Source organism: Clostridium sp. chh4-2 (assembly GCF_002899675.1).
Lineage (GTDB): Bacteria > Bacillota > Clostridia > Lachnospirales > Lachnospiraceae > CHH4-2.
This window is the reverse complement of record NZ_PKUU01000036.1, coordinates 25881-45883: the sequence shown is the minus strand read 5'-3', so window position 1 is coordinate 45883 and position 20003 is coordinate 25881. Positions and strand designations below refer to the sequence as shown.

General features: G+C 46.6%; 18 protein-coding genes and 1 other annotated feature (1 of these 19 only partly in view). Of the genes, 13 read left to right on the top strand and 5 right to left on the bottom strand.

The features are described 5' to 3' along the window. Window positions 1-308 precede the first annotated feature (308 nt). Window positions 309-1715, bottom strand: coding sequence for a glucuronate isomerase (gene uxaC / locus C0033_RS25305; RefSeq protein ID WP_103230636.1), 1407 nt, complete (start codon window positions 1713-1715; stop codon window positions 309-311). A 19-nt stretch (window positions 1716-1734) separates the two neighbouring features. Beyond that, the gene (locus C0033_RS25300; RefSeq protein ID WP_103230635.1) at window positions 1735-2736 is read right to left on the bottom strand and encodes a LacI family DNA-binding transcriptional regulator; all 1002 of its coding nucleotides are present in this window, start codon (window positions 2734-2736) and stop codon (window positions 1735-1737) included. A 176-nt stretch (window positions 2737-2912) separates the two neighbouring features. Here C0033_RS25300 and C0033_RS25295 point away from each other — a divergent pair, with 176 nt between their 5' ends. The 13 genes from C0033_RS25295 to C0033_RS25235 all read left to right on the top strand — a co-directional run bounded on the left by C0033_RS25295 (window position 2913) and on the right by C0033_RS25235 (window position 16899). Continuing rightward, window positions 2913-4394 (top strand): altronate dehydratase family protein, encoded by a 1482-nt coding sequence (locus C0033_RS25295; protein ID WP_103230634.1) that lies wholly within the window; start codon window positions 2913-2915, stop codon window positions 4392-4394. Window positions 4395-4461: 67 nt separating this feature from the next. Then, window positions 4462-5223 (top strand): IclR family transcriptional regulator, encoded by a 762-nt coding sequence (locus tag C0033_RS25290; RefSeq protein ID WP_103230633.1) that lies wholly within the window; start codon window positions 4462-4464, stop codon window positions 5221-5223. A gap of 105 nt (window positions 5224-5328) precedes the next feature. Then, on the top strand, window positions 5329-5979 hold the full coding sequence (locus C0033_RS25285; protein ID WP_103230632.1) for a bifunctional 2-keto-4-hydroxyglutarate aldolase/2-keto-3-deoxy-6-phosphogluconate aldolase: 651 nt from the start codon (window positions 5329-5331) through the stop codon (window positions 5977-5979). Window positions 5980-6026: 47 nt separating this feature from the next. After that, on the top strand, window positions 6027-7058 hold the full coding sequence (locus C0033_RS25280; RefSeq protein ID WP_103230631.1) for a sugar kinase: 1032 nt from the start codon (window positions 6027-6029) through the stop codon (window positions 7056-7058). A 100-nt stretch (window positions 7059-7158) separates the two neighbouring features. After that, complete coding sequence (locus C0033_RS25275; protein WP_103230630.1) at window positions 7159-8187, top strand: sugar kinase; 1029 nt, start codon at window positions 7159-7161, stop codon at window positions 8185-8187. A 17-nt stretch (window positions 8188-8204) separates the two neighbouring features. After that, on the top strand, window positions 8205-9224 hold the full coding sequence (locus C0033_RS25270; protein ID WP_103230629.1) for an aldo/keto reductase: 1020 nt from the start codon (window positions 8205-8207) through the stop codon (window positions 9222-9224). Window positions 9225-9239: 15 nt separating this feature from the next. After that, on the top strand, window positions 9240-10043 hold the full coding sequence (locus C0033_RS25265; protein WP_103230628.1) for an amidohydrolase family protein: 804 nt from the start codon (window positions 9240-9242) through the stop codon (window positions 10041-10043). Window positions 10044-10356: 313 nt separating this feature from the next. Next, complete coding sequence (locus tag C0033_RS25260) at window positions 10357-11568, top strand: ROK family transcriptional regulator (protein ID WP_103230627.1); 1212 nt, start codon at window positions 10357-10359, stop codon at window positions 11566-11568. 23 nt (window positions 11569-11591) lie between these two features. Next, window positions 11592-12086 carry a tripartite tricarboxylate transporter TctB family protein gene (locus tag C0033_RS25255; RefSeq protein ID WP_103230626.1) on the top strand — a complete coding sequence of 165 codons (495 nt, stop codon included), beginning with the start codon at window positions 11592-11594 and terminating at the stop codon, window positions 12084-12086. Between the two features lie 31 nt (window positions 12087-12117). Beyond that, entirely contained in the window at window positions 12118-13164 is a 1047-nt protein-coding gene (locus tag C0033_RS25250; protein ID WP_180994895.1) for a tripartite tricarboxylate transporter substrate binding protein, read from the top strand. A gap of 55 nt (window positions 13165-13219) precedes the next feature. Next, entirely contained in the window at window positions 13220-14716 is a 1497-nt protein-coding gene (locus C0033_RS25245; RefSeq protein WP_180994894.1) for a tripartite tricarboxylate transporter permease, read from the top strand. A gap of 18 nt (window positions 14717-14734) precedes the next feature. Continuing rightward, a complete protein-coding gene (locus C0033_RS25240; protein WP_103230623.1) occupies window positions 14735-16216 on the top strand; it encodes a sulfatase-like hydrolase/transferase in 1482 nt (493 codons plus the stop codon). Between the two features lie 110 nt (window positions 16217-16326). Next, entirely contained in the window at window positions 16327-16899 is a 573-nt protein-coding gene (locus C0033_RS25235; RefSeq protein WP_103230622.1) for a DNA-3-methyladenine glycosylase I, read from the top strand. 100 nt (window positions 16900-16999) lie between these two features. On the opposite strand, the gene C0033_RS25230 is transcribed toward C0033_RS25235, so the two are convergent. The 3 genes from C0033_RS25230 to C0033_RS25220 are packed head-to-tail and all read right to left on the bottom strand — an operon-like array spanning window position 17000 to window position 19780. Then, on the bottom strand, window positions 17000-17773 hold the full coding sequence (locus tag C0033_RS25230; RefSeq protein ID WP_103230621.1) for an ATP-binding cassette domain-containing protein: 774 nt from the start codon (window positions 17771-17773) through the stop codon (window positions 17000-17002). Then, on the bottom strand, window positions 17766-18662 hold the full coding sequence (locus C0033_RS25225) for an ABC transporter permease (protein WP_103230620.1): 897 nt from the start codon (window positions 18660-18662) through the stop codon (window positions 17766-17768). The genes C0033_RS25230 and C0033_RS25225 overlap by 8 nt, the downstream gene beginning before the upstream one ends. Window positions 18663-18688: 26 nt before the next feature. Continuing rightward, window positions 18689-19780 (bottom strand): ABC transporter substrate-binding protein, encoded by a 1092-nt coding sequence (locus C0033_RS25220; protein WP_103230639.1) that lies wholly within the window; start codon window positions 19778-19780, stop codon window positions 18689-18691. 164 nt (window positions 19781-19944) lie between these two features. After that, window positions 19945-20003: a binding site (T-box leader), on the bottom strand (it continues 176 nt past the right edge of the window).

The window sequence follows — 20003 nt, the reverse complement described above, 5'->3', positions numbered from 1 at the left end:
TTTTCTTATTATTATTCCAAAGTATGTGAAAACTAAAGAACCGCCGTATACGAGACCCGTTCGTACGGTGGTGTGAGAGGTCGGCTACCCAAATAATGGGTAGCCTCCTACTCGATGCCCCTTGAGCAGTGAAGTCATCAGGAGTTCACTGCGAATGGGCGCCGCTCTGCCTTTTTCCGTTTCTGGCGGCCTTAGTACCTCTTAGGGTCGAAACTCGAATCCCCTATCTCTTATTATTCCCGCCGCCCGCCCAGGTTTCCCCTTCTTTCCGGCGTACCTTAGTTAACTAAAAAAGACTTCTCAATCCCCTACAGTTTGAAGCCGAAGTAGCGGACTGCATTGTTGTAAGAGATATCTTCAACCAGGCTCTTTAAGGACTTCATGTCAGCCGGATATTCTCCGTTTTCAACCCATGAACCGAAGATATCGCAAAGGATTCTTCTGAAATAGTCATGTCTTGTATAGGAGATGAAGCTTCTGGAGTCTGTCAGCATGCCGATGAAGTTTCCAAGGCATCCTAAGTTTGCGAGACTGGTGATCTGCTCTGTCATGCCGATCTTATGATCGTTGAACCACCATGCGGAGCCGTGCTGGATCTTGCCGGCCATGGTAGGGTCCTGGAAGCAGCCGATGATGGAGCCGATGGAAGCGTTGTCGTTTGGATTCAGGGAATATAAAACGGTCTTCGGCACTTCGTCGGATGCGCTGAGTGTATTTAAGAAATCAGCCATTTCTGAGGAAGGAGCGTAGTTGTTGATGCAGTCGAATCCTGTGTCGGCACCCAGTTTTTCAAACATTAAGGCGTTGTTGTCACGTTTGCAGCCGTAATGAAGCTGCATTACCCAGCCGCGTTTGTGGTATTCTTTTGCTACGAACAGCATGAAAGCAGTTTTGTATTTTAATTCTTCTGCGCGGGTAATCGCCTGTCCGGAGATTCCTTTTACGAAGATTTCATTTAATTCCTCTTCAGAAGCAGGAGCGTACATTACATACTCTAATGCGTGGTCGGAAACAAGGCAGCCGCGTTTTGCAAAGTAATCCATGCGGACCTGAAGGGCCTTTTTCATGGAATCCAGATCTTTGATCTCTACGCCGCTCACTTCTGATAATTTTGCGATGTAAGGAACGAAGGTTGGTTTTTCGATATTCATGGCCTTGTCCGGTCTCCATGCAGGAAGAACCTGAACGTCGAATGTGGAATCAGCTGCGATCTTATCATGCCATTCCAAGGTATCAACAGGATCATCGGTTGTACAGATCAGAGTAACATTGGACTGCTTGATGATATTGCGGACAGTCATGGAAGATTCCTGAAGTTTTGCGTTGCAGAGATTCCATACTTCTTCTGCGGTGTCACCATTTAAAAATCCGGTATAGCCGAAATATTTCTGTAATTCCAAGTGGCTCCAGTGATATAATGGGTTGCCGATCAGTTTTGGCATGGTTTCCGCCCATTTCTGGAATTTCTCTCTGTCGCTGGCATCTCCGGTGATATATTTTTCGTCAACTCCGTTGGAACGCATCTGGCGCCATTTATAATGATCTCCGCCCAGCCATACCTGGGTGATGTTGTCAAACTTTCTGTCTTCGTAAATTTCCTGTGGGTTGATGTGGCAGTGATAGTCTAAAACCGGCATCTTTGCTGCGTAATCATGATACAGGGTTTTGGCTGTATCGTTGGATAATAAAAAATCGTTGTCCATAAATGCTTTCATGTTTAAAATCCTCCTTGAATTAGAAATTGGTTGTATCTCTTTTTATTAAATCGGCCGCAACGGTTGTCTTGCTTGGTACGTTGCCGCCATTAAAAACGCCCATCAGCGTATTGATGGTAGTGGTGCAAAGCGCTTCGACCTTGTTGTCAACGGTTGTGATCTCAGGGTCGGTGCATAAGGAATAGATGGAGTTATTATAACCCACAATGCTGAGTTCATCAGGAATTTTCAGACCTTTTATATGGGCATATTTGACAGCTCCCACAGCCAGCTCGTCTGCAGCGGTGAGGACGGCATCAAAATGCAGGCCGGATTCGTGAAGCTCAATCAGCAGATTTTTGGCGGAAACCAGATCCTTGGGGCAGAGATGGATATAGGAATCCCGGATCTCCAGCTGGTTGTCCCGCAGCGCATTTTTATAGCCCTGAAGTTTATTGAGTCCGCTGAAGGAAGGGCTGTTATAAAGATAGAGAATATCCTTTTTGCCGGACCGGATTAAAAGGTCGGCGGCCTGATAGGTGGCGGTAACGTCATCACAAACCGTACAGTAGATATTCTCGCCTTCCAGAAAACCGTTTACCAGCATAACCGGAAGTTCTTTGGCAGCATCCAGAATGTAGGAATTGTCTTTTGCTTTTGCTTCTATGAATTGGGAGCCGGCGAGAATGATCGCGTCCACCCGTTTGGAACGAAGCAGGTCAAAATACTTTTTTTTAGTTTCCAGAAGATTGCCGGTACAGCAGAGAATGGAATCGTAGCCGTTGTTTCTCAATTCCCGTTCCAGATAGTAAATGGCGTTGGCCAGGTAGGGATCGGAAGAATCGGCGCACATAATACCGATCGTCTTCATGGTTCCGAGTCCGAGGCCGCGTGCGAATACATTGGGGGTGTAGCCGAGCTCATCCATAACGGCCAGAACCCGCTTGCGCGTCTTTTCACTGACATTGGGATTGCCGTTTAAAACTCTTGATACTGTAGCGATGGATACTTGGGCTTTTTCTGATACGTCGTAAATATTCAAATCATCACCTCTACATTCTGTAAGTACTTACAACATAAAATTATTATACATATTTACCATTAAAAATGCAAGAGCTTTGCATTTTTTTATTGACTTCTATTCCCGGATTTTGTAGAATATTTGTAAGGGCTTACATTATTTTTTAAATATTTATGAATAGAAGGCGGGAAAAAAGGATGCAGGATATTATCAGGATACACGAAGACGACAACGTGGCGGTTGCATTAAGACCCATCGCAAAGGGTGAAACGCTGGACGTTAACGGCATCTTAGTCACCACAATTGAAGAGATTTTGCAGGGACATAAGTTTGCGGTCAGACCGGTGAAGGCGGGAGAGGAAGTGGTAAAATACGGCTTTCGTATCGGCTATGCCAAAGAGGACATAGAGAGCGGTCAGTGGATTCACGTTCATAATTTAAAGACTGCGCTGGGAGATGTTCTGGATTACACTTATGAACCAAAGCCTTCGGCGCTGAAGGAAACGGAGCATGCGTATTTTGATGGATTCAGAAGGGCTGACGGAAAAGTTGGGGTGAGGAATGAAATCTGGATCGTCCCTACGGTGGGATGCGTGAACTCCATCGCTCAGGCGTTGGAGAAAGAGGCCAAAAAATTTGTAAAAGGAACTGTGGAGGATGTGATTTCCTTCCCTCATCCGTATGGATGTTCCCAAATGGGGGATGATCAGGAGAATACGAGAAAGGTTTTGGCCGATATGATCAATCACCCCAATGCGGCGGGCGTGCTGGTGCTGGGACTTGGCTGTGAAAACAGCAATATTCCCATTTTAAAGGAGTATATCGGAGAATACGACGAACAGCGGGTGAAATTCCTCCAGTGTCAGGATGTGGACGACGAGATGGAAGCGGCGATGGCACTTTTAGAAGAGCTGGCAGTTTATGCAGGAGCATTTTCCAGGGAAGCGATTGATGCAGCGGAATTGATCATCGGCATGAAATGCGGAGGCTCCGACGGTTTATCCGGAATTACGGCCAATCCAACGGTAGGAGCATTTTCCGATCTTCTGATCTCCAAAGGGGGAACAACGATTCTTACCGAGGTACCTGAGATGTTTGGAGCGGAGACGATTCTGATGAACCGCTGCGAAACTCCCGAGCTTTTTGAAAAAACAGTTTCACTAATTAACGATTTTAAGAATTATTTTACGAGTCACAACCAAACTATCTATGAGAACCCGTCACCAGGCAACAAAAAGGGCGGCATCTCCACATTGGAGGATAAATCCCTTGGATGTACCCAGAAATCAGGAAGCGCTCCTGTTAAAGGCGTACTGGCCTATGCACAACCGATAAAGGTAAAAGGGCTTAATCTGCTGAGCGCGCCGGGCAATGACTTAGTGGCTTCCACCGCATTGGCGGTTTCCGGCGCCCATATCGTATTGTTTACCACCGGGCGCGGCACTCCGTTTGCTTCTCCGGTGCCTACGGTGAAGATTTCCAGCAATTCCACCCTGGCAGGCCATAAAAACAACTGGATCGATTTCAATGCCGGACCGGTTGTGGAAGATTCTAATATTGAAGAGATGGCTCAGAAGTTATTTGATTATGTACTGGAAGTTGCTTCCGGCAAAAAAGTGAAGGCAGAAGAAGCCGGATTTCATGATATGGCCATCTTTAAACAGGGAGTGACATTATAATCCGGTTGCATGGTTCAGGAAACATGAGTATACTGAAAGAAGAGACTTATGAAAAGGGGACTTGAACATGAAACTGAACAGGACAACACAGAGAACCGTGGAGATCTTAAAGATGGTTTCCAAGAATCCGGAAGGAATTACATTGGATGAGATCTGTGAGAGAATGAAACTTCCCAAAACCAGCGCCTACGATATTGTGACAACGTTGGGCGAGATGGGGATGGTGAACGTTCTGCGCGGCCAGAAACAGAGATATACCATCGGCCTTACCGCATACCGGATCGGCATCAATTACACCAACAATCTGGATTTTATCGGAACCATAGAACCGCAGCTGCGCTCCTTTGCAAAGGAAGTGGGAAAAACCGTCTTTTTCGGTACGCGTTCAGGCCATGAGATTGTATATATTTGCAAAGCTGAACCGGAGAACCCGATTATCACGACTTCCACCGTGGGATCGAAAAATCCCATTTACTGCACTTCGTTGGGAAAGGCCATTCTGGCGTTTACGGAAGATGAGACGAGAGATGAGATTCTAGGCCAGGTGAAGTTCCAGAAGAAGACGGAGAACACCATTCTTTCGGCAGAAGCTCTTTTACAGGAACTTGAAAAGGTGCGCCAGCAGGGATATGCGCTGGATGCCAGAGAGGTGGAGGACCACATGGAATGTGTGGGTGCGCCCGTATTTGGACCGGACGGCAACGTGCTGGGAGCCATCAGCATTTCCAGTTTGTACAAGCCTACGGAGGATTATGAGGCTTTAGGACTGCTCGCCAAAGCAAAAGCGGATGAAGTTTCAAAATTATTAGGATTTCTTGGAAAAATATAGGGATTTGCTGTTGACAAATGGGTTGGTAACTATTAATATTTATATATAAAATCGTAATTATGAAAGTACTTCGTATATACGAATAAGAAAGAGAGAGGATTAATCATGAAAAAAGAACAAGTTATTTCAAAAATGAAAGAACAGTGTTTGGTTGCCGTTGTTCGTGCAAAGAATTTAGAGCAGGGCGAAAAAGTAGTTGACGCTATCATCAAAGGCGGCATCAATTTCATCGAAATTACTATGACTATGGATGAAGGAAACCCGGTTGAATTCATTCAGCTTATGTCTAACAAATATAGATCCAATCCGGACGTGGTAATCGGCGCAGGTACTGTACTGGACCCTGAAACTGCAAGAGCAGTCATCCTTGCAGGCGCTAACTATGTTGTAAGCCCAGGCTTAAACGTAGAAACCATCAAACTTTGCAACCGTTACAGAGTTCCTATGCTTCCGGGCGTTATGACACCAACCGAAGCGATTACCGCATTAGAAGCAGGATGCGACGTAATTAAAGTGTTCCCAGGCAACATCGTAGGACCGGCAGCCATCAGCTCCTTCAAAGGACCTCTTCCTCAGGGCGAATTCATGCCTTCAGGCGGCGTTGACGTAGACAACGTGGACAAATGGCTGAAAGCAGGCGCTTGTGCAGTAGGTACAGGAAGCAGCCTTACAAAGGGCGCTAAGACAGGCGACTTCGACGCAGTTACAGCAAAAGCTCAGGAATTCGTTGCAGCAGTAGCAGCGGCCCGCGCATAATCAGATCCGATAACAATATTATATTATATAAATAAGGAGATTTAAAAATGGCTAAGATCGTAACCATGGGCGAAATCATGTTAAGATTATCCACCCCAAATAATGAAAAATTTATTCAGGCAGACGAATTTGATATTAACTACGGCGGCGGAGAAGCTAACGTAGCAGTTTCTTTAGCAAATTACGGACATGATACACAGTTCGTAACAGCAGTTCCGGCTAACCCGATCGGTGAGTGCGCAGTTGCAGCTTTAAGAAAATACAATGTAGGAACAAAATACATCTCCAGAAGCGGTGAGAGACTTGGTATCTACTACTTAGAGACTGGTTCCGCAATGAGAGCTTCCAATGTTGTTTATGACAGAGCTCATTCTTCTATCTCCACAGCAACAGCAGCTGAATTTGATTTTGACGCAATCTTCTCTGACTGTGACTGGTTCCATTTTACAGGTATTACACCTGCAGTCAGCGATGCAGCAGCAGAACTGACAGAGATCGCTTTAAAGGCAGCTAAGGCTCACGGTGTAACCGTATCCGTAGACTTAAACTTCCGTAAGAAATTATGGTCTTCTGAAAAAGCTCAGAAGGTTATGACAAACTTAATGCAGTATGTTGATGTCTGCATCGGTAATGAAGAGGATGCTGAAAAGGTACTCGGCTTCAAACCTGGCAACACAGATGTTACTTCCGGAGAACTGGAATTAGCAGGTTATGTAGATATCTTCAACCAGATGGCTGACAAGTTCGGCTTCAAATACATCATCAGCTCTTTACGTGAAAGCTTCTCAGCTTCCAACAACGGCTGGTCAGCATGTATTATGGATGGTAAGACACGTGAGTTCTATCATTCCAGAAAATATTCCATCACACCGATCGTAGACCGTGTAGGCGGCGGAGATTCTTTCGCAGCTGGTTTAATCTGCGGTTTAGCTGATGGAAAAGATATGAAGGCAGCTCTGGAATTTGCAGTAGCAGCTTCTGCTCTGAAACACACCATTCCTGGAGACTTCAACCTGGTAACACGTGCAGACGTGGACAGCCTGGCTGGCGGCGACGGATCAGGCCGTGTACAGAGATAATTAACGGTACAAGACTGTAAGCAGATGATTAAAGGGACAGCTCTCTTGCTCATAGGAGCATAAGAACTGTCCCTTTCTTAAAAGAGCGAGGTAAACAGAGATGGAAAGTGAGAGAAATTTCGATTTATTGACATTGGGACAGCTGTTGCTGCGGTTATCTCCGCCTAACAATGAACGGCTTTCAAGAGGGGATACATTTGTAAAGCAGGTGGGCGGCGCGGAACTTAATGTGGCCGTAGGCGTGGCTTTATTAGGACTTCATACCGGAATTATTTCCAAGATCCCGGCTCATGATATGGGAAGCTTTATGAAGAGCAAGATCCGTTCTTATGGGGTGAGCGATGATTACTTCATGTATGACAATTCGCCATCTGCGAGAGTGGGAATCTATTACTATGAAAACGGGGCTTATCCAAGAAAGCCCAAGGTGATTTATGACCGGGCCAACAGCTCATTTTATTCATTAAATATTGACGAGATTCCAGAAGACGTATATACTGCAACCAGATGCTTCCATACAACGGGAATCACGCTGGCCCTCAGCCAGAAATCCAGAGAAACCACGCTGGAGATGATTAAGCGGTTTAAGGAAGCGGGAACATTAGTGTCGTTTGATGTGAATTTCCGTGCAAACCTCTGGACCGGAGAAGAGGCGAGGGAATGCATTGAAAAGATTCTGCCGTATGTGGATATCTTCTTCTGTTCGGAAGATACGGCCAGGCTGACCTTTAAAAAGACGGGAACGGCCAAGGAGATGATGAAGAGTTTTGCGGAGGAATATCCGATCTCTATCATCGCATCCACCCAGAGAATTGTTCACAGTCCAAAACGCCACACCTTTGGTTCCGTCATGTATGATGCCAAGAAAGACATGTATTATGAGGAAGAGCCATACCGCGATATCGAAGTGGTGGACAGAATCGGAAGCGGAGACGCCTATATCTCAGGCGCATTATACGGCCTTCTTACCAACAATTTTGACTGCTCAAAAGCAATCCAGTACGGCAACGCTACCAGTGCTGTGAAGAATACCATACCGGGAGACCTTCCGTCTTCTGATCTGGAAGAAATTGAAACAATAATCAAAGCTCACAATCAGAAAGGACCTCAAAGCGAGATGGCCCGTTAAAAAAAGGGGGAGATAGGATGAAGGTAACATTAGGCTCAACTGGAATCACCGTGGATAAAAATGGGTTCGGCGCCCTGCCGATTCAGCGAATTCCAAAATCAGAGGCGGTAAAACTGATAAGGAAAGCATTTGAACATGGAATCCGTTTTTTCGATACGGCCAGAAGTTACACGGACAGTGAAGAAAAGCTGGGAGAAGCCCTGGAGGGGATTCGGGAACAGGTGTTTATCGCCACAAAAACTCCGTCCAAGACAGTGGAAGGTTTTTGGAAAGATCTTGAAGAATCGCTGAGGCTTTTAAAAACGGATTATATTGATTTGTTCCAGTTCCACAATCCGACGTTTTGTCCGAAGCCGGGGGACGGCACCGGGCTTTATGAAGCCATGTTGGAGGCAAAAGCTCAGGGAAAGGTTCGTCATATAGGCATTACCAACCACAGGCTGAATGTGGCTAACGAGGCAATCGAGTCCGGACTTTATGAGACACTGCAGTTTCCGTTTTGTTATCTGGCAACGGAGAAAGATGTGGCGCTGGTGGAAAGCTGCAAAAAGGCCAACATGGGCTTTATCGCGATGAAAGCTCTGTCCGGCGGCCTGATTACCAATTCGGCGGCGGCTTATGCCTATCTGGCCCAATTTGACAACGTGCTTCCCATCTGGGGCGTTCAGAGAGAAAGAGAATTGGATGAATTTTTATCCTATGTGGATAACCCGCCGTCCATGACGGAGGAAATCAAACAGCTGATTGAACATGACAGAGAAGAACTTCTTGGAGAATTCTGCCGCGGCTGCGGATATTGTATGCCCTGTCCGGTGGGAATTGAGATTAATACGTGTGCCAGAATGTCTCTGTTAATCAGACGTTCGCCGTCGGAAAAGCAGCTGACGGAAGCGGCTCAGCAAAAGATGAAAAAGATTGAGGAGTGTCTCCACTGTAATCAGTGCATGAGCAAATGTCCTTATGGGCTCAACACTCCGGATCTTCTGGCTAAAAACTATCAGGACTATCAGGAGATTTTGGCGGGAAAGGCTTATTAGAAAGGCATAAAGATCATGAAAATAATTGATGCGCATCTTCATTTTTGTCTCAACGACCAGTATTTTGACGGAATAGCTCTGGCCGCAGGCCATAAAAACAATGCCGGCCATCTGTGGTCCCAATATAAAGAGCTGGGGATCGTGGGCGGCGTGGTGATGGGAAACAGGAGTCTGGAGCCCGAGCGCCACCAGTATCCTGAGTATCTGCGCTACTGTATCGGGCTGGACAGTCATTACATGGAAGTACACAAGATCGCAGATGCCATCGGCCAGGTGGAATACCACCTGCAGCAGGATCAGTGCGCAGGAGTGAAGCTATATCCGGGCTATAATCCGATCTATGTCACCGATCCTATGTATGAGCCGGTATATGAACTGGCAGCCCGCTACCATAAGCCGGTTGCCATTCATACGGGCGAAACCGCGGGGCCTAATGCATTGTTAAGATACAGCCATCCGCTGACTCTGGATGAAGCGGCGGTAAAACATCCCGATGTGCAGTTCGTAATGTGTCATTTTGGAAATCCGTGGCTGAACGACGCGGCCGCGGTGCTCAGTAAAAATCACAATGTGGCGGCTGATTTGTCCGGGCTTTTGGAGGGCAGAGTTCTGATTCCCGAATTTGTGAAAGAGAAAAAAGGATATATTGCCGCTTTGCAGACATGGCTGGAGTATTTAAGCTATGACAGAATCATGTTTGGAACGGATTGGCCGTTGGTAAATCTGAAGGATTATATCGAGTTTATCACTTATCTTGTGCCTGAGCGGTATCAGGAGCAGGTGTTTTACGAGAACGCAGCCAGGATTTATGGATTTTAATTCATAGATCCTGGCTGTATTTTTGTGCGGACGGGTGATTGGATAAGGGAAAAGCGGAGGAAAAAGCAGGTATAAAATTGCCGAAGAAAAGAATTCGTGGGATAGCAATATAGGTAAGAATACACATCTTTATTTAAAATAATATTAAAGTATGTAAATGAAAACTTAAAAAGTGACTATAAAAGGCTTTTTGAAAGATTAAAACATAAAACTTATTTACAAATATAAATAAAGTGTTATAATATACAATATGATAAACAATCGTATAACCCAATGTTTTTGAAAATATTGAATTGGATAGATAGGAGAAATTATGGCTGAGTATTCATTAGAGGAATTGTCACTGGAACAGATGACAGTGCTCCGTACCATTTTTGAAAGCGAAATAATATCCAGAGATGAGATCAGTGAAAAGACAGGATTTAAAAGCCCTACAACCAACCGCTTCCTGGAGAGCCTGAAGGATTACGGATTTGTGGTCGTTTGCGGGGAGGGGGATTCCACCGGAGGACGAAGACCCCTTCTTTATTCTCTGAATGAAGAAAAACGGATTTTCAGCGTCGGTCTCATGATCGGTCTATATCACATTGATGTGGCGGTTCTGCACTATTCCGGGCGGCTGGTGGATGTAAAGTCTAAAACGCTGAGCGGTGACTATACTCCGCAGGAGGGAATACTCATTATCGAAGAGCTGTACCGCAGTATCCTGACGGAGAACAATATCAGGCCGGAGGAAGTGAAGATGGCGGGCATGAGCACATTTTGTTCCGTTCAGAAGACGGAAGGGGCGGTGCTCAATGTGCTTCCGTCTATGCTGCCCAATAAGGAATGGGAGAACTTTCCGCTGAAACAGAAGGTTTCTCAAGTCTTTGGAACGGATGTGATCGTGGAAACGTCGGCCAATGGAGCCTGTATGGGAGAATATCTGCTGGGACAGGGCAGGCACTGTTCCAACCTCTGCTTTCTGCTCTGCGGAGGCGGAGGGATCAGAATCGGCAGCATTCAGAACGGAACCATCATCCGGCCCATCTATAATCAGGACGATGCGTTCAGCCATATGGTGATTGTGGCAGGGGGAGAGAAATGCGAATGCGGCAATTACGGATGTATCAACGCATACTCTTCGGCAAAGGCAATTGTAAAGCGTTTCGTTACCCTTTTGAAGATGGGAAGATCCAGCTGCCTTGAGAATATGGATATTGAAAGCATTACCGTTCAGGATATTTTAAGCGCGGCTGATGAAGATGATTTCCTGGCGAAAGAAGTGGTTACCCAGGCGGCAACCATGCTGTCCGTGGGAATTGCCAATTATATCAACATCATGAATCCCTCGATCTTTGTGTATGGAGGAATTATGATAGAAAACCACCGCCTTTACCGGGAAATCATACAGGAAAACGTACAGAATAAGGTTCCGTTTCTAAAAGAAAACCATACGCTGTTCCGATGCAGAAGCAATTACGGAAAGCCGGTGATCGGAAATGGGCTTTTAGCGATAGAAGCTCTGTTGGGAAGGAGGTATTAAGGAGGAGAAATTCAACAATGTGAATGAGTCTGCATGAGAAAGGAGGAAGCCGGGTGAAGCTGCAGTTTAACAAAAAAGTCTTTGGAGAAAAGGAATTCTTTATCGGCATTTTCGCAGTGGTTTTCGGCGGATTTTTGTTGATGGAAAAGGACAAGAATCCGGAGATTTATCAGATTTATCCCAGATTTGTTTTTACGGCACTGATGATGATCGGTATTATTATGGCAGGAAAAGCGGTGCTGCAGTCCGAAGCGAAGAATAAAAAAGGGACTGGAGTTACGGTGCTGGAGCTTATCATATTGGCGCTTTTGCTGGCAGTAAGGCCTGGAATGGAATTTCTGGGGATTTACAGCACATTGTTTCTTGTGTGCATGGCAATCGGGATTTTGCTGGAAAAGGAACGGACCATGAAAAACCTGGGAAAGCTGGCCTGCTATAATCTGGGGCTGACGGCGGTGTTATACGTGGCATTTACGGTACTGTTGAGGGTGAATATGCCGAAAGGACTTTTGTTCTGAGAGGCAGGCAATGAAAGTGGAGGGAATTTACATGAAAAAAACGATTGCGTTATTGTTGTCATCTGCAGTTATTTGCAGCCTTTTGAGTGGGTGTTCAGGCGGAGGTTCATCATCCCAAAGTACGGCGGCAGAACAGACCACCAAGGCTTTGGAAAGCAAAGCGGAGGAAAAGCCCGTACAGACGACGGAGGCTTCCGGAACGGAATGGCCGGAAAAGACAGTACAGATTACCGTTCCGTATAAAGCAGGAGGCGGTGTGGATAAGGCGGCGCGGCTGGTCTGCAGCGCGTTGGAAAAAGAAACGGGGAAATCATTTGTAATCACCAATAAACCGGAAGGCAATGGAATTGTGGCTACCAATGAACTTCTGAAGCAGGAACCGGACGGATATAATCTGGAGATCGTTTCTGTTAGAGATATCTTTGGACATATTGTAAACGGAATTGAAGGTGTGGAATATGACAAGGACAGCTTTACTTACATAGCTTCTCTGCTGGAACCGGCGGATGCAATTTATACTCAGGATGCAAAATATGCCTCGTTTGAAGATCTGGTTGCGGCGGCTAAGGCGAACCCGGGAGGATGTACCATCGCTATCGCCAATAATACGGGGCAGCAGGTGCTGGATATCATCGATGAACAGCTGGGGGTTGAATTTAACGGAATTGTATACAGCAGCGGATCAGAAGCATTTGCCGATCTGTTGGGCGGCCATGTGGACGCATGTATGGTAGCTACATCATTCTGCAGCCAGGCATTTGAAAACAAATGTGCTCCTGTTGTTACGATGACTTCTCAAAAATATGACATTCTGGACGGAGTTCCCTGTATTACGGATCTGGGGGTGAAGGATGCGGTCAGCCCGATGAACCGTCTGCTTCTGGGGCCTGCCGGTATGCCTCAGGAGCTGGTGGATGCGATTGTAGCCCAACTGGACGGGATCTATGTTCCGGATGGCGAGCTGATTCAGCAGATCAACAGCCAGTATGATATGCCTACATATCTGACAGGAGATGCGCTGAAGGCATTTATCGATGAAAACTTTGCATTCCGCCAGTCACAGGCCGGAAACCAATAACTGATCCGGATAATGGAGGGAGAGGGAGCAATTGAGCCAGATATTTAGTATATTTTTGAATACTTTTCAGCCGGTTATGCTGCTGTCCGGTTTTTTTGGAACCCTGTTCGGGGTGGTGTTAGGCGCTATACCAGGATTAAACGGCGGGATTGGAATCGCAGTCATGCTGCCGTTTACCTATACAATGCCCCCTGCGGTAGGGCTGCTGTTTTTAGGCGGAATCTACATGGGCTCCGGGTACGGCGGGGCAATTTCAGCCATCCTTCTCAATGTGCCGGGTACGGTAAATGCAGCCTGCACTGCCATCGAAGGCAGCTGCATGGCTAAGAAGGGGAAGGGAAAAGAGGCGTTGTATTATGCCGTGCTGGCCAGCTGTGTGGGAGGTTTTGTAGGCGTCGTTGCGTTGATTTTATGCACGCCGCTGCTGGCAAAGCTGTCGCTGCGTTTTGGCCCGCCTGAGATGTTTCTCGTGTCGCTCTGCGGTTTGGCCATTGTAGGAAGTATGTCCAGCGGAAAGGTGCTGAGGGGGATTATGTCCGCATTTTTAGGACTGTTTCTCAGCATGATCGGGATGCAGGCGTCCACGGGATTTACCAGATTTACATTCGGCAGCAAGCTGCTTTTATCAGGAATTGATACGATTCCTGCAATTATCGGACTGTTTGCCATCTCTGAAATGATCCATCAGGCATATGTGCTGAAAAACAGTGAAGAGCAGAAGATTAATTATCAAATAGAAAACAATATAAGAGCAGTCACGGCCATAAAAGGGATGATGACCACTTTTCGGTCAACTCTATTGAAATCCTCATTGATGGGAACCTTTATCGGTATTTTACCGGGAACCGGCGGGGCGATCGCTTCATTTTTAGCTTACAGTGAGGCGAAACGAATCTCTAAGGAACCGGAACAGTTTGGGAAGGGTGCGCCGGACGGAATTGTGGCAGTGGAAAGCGCCAACAATGCTGCTGTAGGCGGTTCCATGGTTCCTATGCTGGGACTGGGGATTCCGGGCTCCACCAATTCAGCCATCATGCTGGGGGCGCTGACCATTCATGGATTGATTCCGGGAAACCAGCTGTTTACGGAGACACCTGAGGTGGCATATGGATTTTTGTTCGGAATGCTTTTGACGGTTGTATTCATGGGAGTAATCGGAATATTTGGTATTCCTCTGTTTTCACAGATACTGAAAGTGAAGATGAAATACATTATCCCGGCTGTCATCATGTGCTGTCTGTTAGGGGCTTACAGTTCCAGAAATTCCATGGCAGATGTATTTTTTGCCTGTATATTTGCAGTGATCGGTTTTGTGTTCACTAAGCTGGATATACCCAGCGCACCCCTTCTCTTAGGCTTGATTCTCGGCGGCATTATCGAGAAGAATTTTGTAAAAACTCTGTCGCTGGCCAATGCCCATAATAACCCGATGGTGCTCTATATTATAAAGCGGCCTCTTTGCATAGGGATCTTGGCGGTTGTGCTTTATCTGATCTACAGCAATGCCAGGGATGGGGGAAAGGCGAAGAAGATCAAAAAAGAAATCAATTGACGGAGAGAGGGGTAGTTCATGAAACAGCCGAATATAATTATGATTTTGACAGATGAGCATAACGGCAAGGTGGTGCATTGCGGCGGCGATCCATGGGTGAGGACGCCAAACATGGATGAGCTTGCGAAAGAGGGTGCTCTGATGGAACACGCATACTGCAACTCGCCGCTCTGCGTTCCAAGCAGAAGCTCTATGCTGTCGGGGCTCATGCCTCATACAGTTGGAATCTTTAATAATGCTCAAAGCCTTCCGAGCGACAGGGCTACATTCGTGCACTGCCTGGGGGCGGCGGGGTATGAGACTGTGCTCTGCGGAAGAATGCATTTTGTAGGTCCGGACCAGCGCCACGGTTTTGAAAAAAGGCTGGTGGGAGATATTACGACTGCTGTGCTGGGGGTGTCCTTGGCAGAACGGCGGTACGGGTATTTTGCAAAATGTTCTATGCCCGGGAGAACCGGGATTGAGCGTTCCGGAAAGGGCGAAAGCGCCGTAATGGCTTATGATAAGGATGTAACGGACGCTGCTGTGGACTTTCTGGAGACAAGAGAAGAGGAACGGCCTCTGTTCTTAACAGTAGGTCTCTACGGCCCCCATTCGCCTTATGTGGCCCCTCAGGAGCTGTTTGACTACTATTACAGCATTCTGCCGGAACCGGCGGGGCTGAGCGAAGAGGATTGGAACTCCATGCATCCGTTTGAAAAACAGTTTCTTAATAACCGGGGCCTTGGAATGGAGACGCCGGAAGAGATAAAGCGGGTCAGGGCCGCTTATTACGGTATGGTTGAATATGAGGATTTTTTGTTAGGAAGAATTGTGGACGTGGTGAAGAGAACCGTAGGGCTGGAAAATACGATCCTTCTCTATACTTCGGACCATGGCGACGGAATCGGCTGTCACGGCTTATTCTGGAAGTCCAATATGAGAGAGGAATCTTTGAGGGTTCCGATGATTTTCTGCTGGAAGGATCATATTCCGGCGGGCAGTAAATTAGGCGGGCTGCCTAGTCTTCTGGACCTGTCACAGACGTTCATCGACGCGGCGGACGCTCCAAAACTTCCGGGAGCGGAAGGAACCAGCCTTATGCCCTATCTGCTGAATGGAGAAGACCTGCCCGAGAACCGCCCGGTCATCAGCGAAATCTGTGACATCAAGGGAGAAGACCCTGCGGCGATGATACGGAAAGGAAGGTATAAATACATATCCTATTATGGGTATGAAAAGGAATGTCTCTACGATCTGGATGAAGATCCTGACGAAAATTGTGATCTTGCGGAGGATGAAAAATACGGCCGGATTAAGGGGAAATTAAAAGCTGAGCTGGAGCAGGTTTGGGATGCAGAAAAAGTCTGCCGCCAAAGAGCTGAATTCCTCCCTCACATGATGCTCATGAGAACCTGGGCCAAGGAACAGAAGGTTAATTTATTGTACGACGAGTGGAATCAGGAAGGCGAGAGCCGGAATCAAAATTATCTGATTGTGGACGGGGAAAAGCTATTTTGAGAGACGGCAGCAGGATGGACAGGAGCGGCGGGTTATGGTAGAATACAGGTATCAATCATAGCCTCGGGCCCGGATGCCCGAAAGGGAAGTGGCTTGAAAGGACAGACTTTATGTGTGAGAAAAAAAGATGTTCCTGGGCGGGGGATCTCCCCATATACATCGATTATCATGATAATGAGTGGGGGCGGCCTGAACATGATGACAACAAGCTGTTTGAAATGCTGATATTAGAGGGGATGCAGGCAGGACTGAGCTGGATCACCGTGCTAAAAAAAAGGGAGGCGTTCCGGAAAGCCTTTGATGGTTTTGATCCGGCTAAAGTGGCTCTTTACGGTGAGGAAAAGATACAGGAGCTGCTGGCAAACGAAGGAATTATCAGAAACCGCCTAAAAGTGAACGCCGCCGTGACGAATGCCAAAGCATTTTTGGAGATTCAGGAAAGATACGGAAGCTTTGACAAATTTATATGGTCATATGTGGATGATACCCCGATAAAAAACCACTGGGAGAAGATGGAGGATATCCCGGCCTCAACACCGGTTTCAGATCGGATCAGCAAGGATTTAAAAAAGTTGGGATTTAAATTTGTAGGTTCCACAATCATCTATGCTTTTATGCAGGCGATAGGTATGGTAAATGACCATGTGACCGATTGCTTTATTTATCAGAATGAGAATGTGTAAATACATATTTGCCTGCCTTTAACCGGGCAGAGAACCAAATAAAAGAGGACTGCGGCATTTCCTGCTGCAGTCCTCTTTTGCATATCCGATATTTCAATTTTTAATTGCCGCATTCAATACTTATCTCGTTGAATTGATCCAGAATATCGTCAATTTGAACCTTCGCTTTTTCATCGCCGGCCTTGTCGATTATGGCGCGGCCCTGATGCATCATGATGAGGCGGTTCCCGTATTCAACGGCATATCTTAAATTGTGGGTGACCATAATGGTGGTCAGTTTTTTCTCTTTTACAACTTTATCGGTCAGCTGCATGATGATCTCCGCTGTTTTCGGGTCTAAAGCGGCGGTGTGCTCATCCAGAATCAGGAATTCAATGGGAGTCATGGTGGACATGAGAAGAGCCATAGCCTGACGCTGGCCGCCTGACAGAGACCCCACTTTAACGTGGAGTTTGTCTTCCAGGCCGAGTCCGAGAAAGCTTAACTGGTCACGGTAAAAATCGATCCGCTGTTTGTTGGTTCCGCGGCGGAGATTAAAGGATTTCCCTTTATTGTCGGCCAGGGACATATTTTCCAGGATGGTCATGCTGGGACAGGTTCCCATAGCCGGATTTTGATAAACGCGGCCGATGGTGCGCTGGCGTTTGTATTCCGGCATATTGGTAATATCAGTGGTGTTGATTATCACCTGGCCGCTGTCAACCGGTATGCTTCCGCAGATGATATTCAGCATGGAAGTCTTGCCGGAGCCGTTGCTTCCGACCACGGATACAAATTCATTGTCCCGGATTGTTAAATTAAAGTCTTCAAACAGGCACATTTCATTGACGGTGCCAGCATTGTAGTATTTATTGATATTTTGAAGTTTAAGCATGGCCGGCCACCTTCTTTCCTTTTTGATTGCTCAGCACCAGAATCACTAAGAAAAGGACGGAAGTGATGAGCTTTAAGTTGGAAGCGCCTAATCCCAAAGATATAGCGAAGGAAATGGCAATGGATACGCAGGCTTTGTAAATGATGGAGCCGATCACTACCGCGGTGGTGGCTTTTACAAAGCTGACGCGTTTCAAAAGCTTTGTACCGATAATCACGTTGGCAAGGCCGATTACAATGGTGCCGGTTCCCGTGCTGATCTCGAAAAATCCGTTCTGCTGGCAGTAGATACTTCCTGCAAGGGCCGCAAAGCCGTTTGCAATGGCTAAACCGATGATTTTTACCGTACCCTTGTCTTTTGCAAGAGAGGTTACGAGGACATCGTTGTCACCGGCGGCGCGCAGAAGATAACCGGAACGGGTTCTCATATAAAGATCCAGAAGGATTTTCACGAAAACAACGATGAGGAACAGGATGATAACCACTGAGTAAGGAGCCAGAGCAGGAGGAATAATGCTGTCTAAAAATGCATTTTCAAAGATCGTTTCCTTACTGAAGATCGGGACATTAGCCTTTCCTGCAATGGTTAAATTAATGGAATATAAGGCAGTCATGACAATGATACCGGACAGAAGGTCGCGGACTTTCAATTTTACGTGAATGATGCCGGTGACGGCCCCGGCGGCGGCTCCTGCTATAAATGCGAACAGGAGAGCGGTGGCCGGATTCATTCCGGACAGGATTAACGTAGCAGTGACAGCCGCTCCCAAAGGGAACGTGCCGTCAACTGAAAGATCCGGAAAATCCAGAATTTTATATGTGATGTAAACGCCTAATGCCATGATGGCATAGATAAAACCTTCTTGTAAAACGCCAAGTACGATTGACATGATTAAACCTCCGGTGTCATTTTCTATTAATGGGAGATGGTGTCAAACATCTCTTTGGCTGATGAGGTCAGGGATTCAGGCAGTGTGATTCCAAGATTCTCAGCAACCTCTGTGTTGCCGTAGAAGGATGCTTCCGCGATCACTTCAAAGTTGATTTCGCTGGCTTTTTTCTCGCCTTTTAAAACCTGGGCAGCCATTTTTCCTGTCTGCTTTCCTAAGTCGATGTAATCCAGACCTACGGTTGCCAGACAGCCGATCTTAACCTGCTCTACTTCGGAGCCGAATACAGGGATATTTTTCTTGCCCGCTTTATCCAGAATAACAGGGAGAGCGCTTACGACTGTGTTATCTGTTAAATTGTTCAGACAGTCCACTTTTTCAAGAAGGGAATCGGCTGCCAGAGGAATGTCTGCTGCGGCTGAAATACCGCTTTCTACGATTTCAAATCCATAGGCAGGAGCTGCCGCTTTATATTCTGCAATGGCGGATTCGGAATTCACTTCGCTGGTGCTGTACATGATTCCGATTTTTTTTGCGTCAGGTAAAATGGCGCGGATCATTTCCAACTGTTTTTCTACAGGAAGTTTATCGCTGGTGCCTGTAATATTGCCCACCGGTGTGCCGTCCGCGTTGGCAAGCTCAGCTAAAACAGGATCTGTAACGGCTGTGTAAATAACCGGAACGTCGGTCTTCTTTGTTGCGCTGTATGCGCTCTGAGCGATAGGAGTTGCGATAGCGCAGATCAGATCCGCTTTTTTGCTCATGAAATTGTCCATGATCTGACTTGCGGTTCCGCCGTCGGCCTGGGCATTTTCATAGTAGATAGTCAAATTCTTGCCTTCGATGATTCCCTCATCGGCCAGACCCTGTAAAAATCCTTCCCGGCAGTTGTCGAGAGAACCGTGTTCCGCAAACTGTCCGATGCCGATGGTATAGCTTTCTTCTGCGGAAGTTTCTTTTACATTCTCCGCCTGCTTCTCTGTAGTGCCTGCCGTTGCCGAATCGGTGGAAGCGGCAGCAGATGATGACGCGTCATTGGATGCAGGTTTGGAACAGCCTGATAAAAGGGAAGCAGCAGTTGCAGCTGCCAGCATTACTGATAAAATAGTTTTCTTCATAATCGTTTCCTCCATAATTTGAAATAATATTTTAATAAAATACCGTCCATGTTTTTGTGAGGTGTTGGGGATGAAATAAGAAAGAATCCCGCCCGGAGGGCTTTTTTTTGTCATAGGAGCATTTCTATGACATAAAAAAAGTCTCAAATATGTTAAATTAACATATTTGAGACGAATTAACATCCGCGGTGCCACTCAAATTGACCGAAGTCCACTTTTCCTC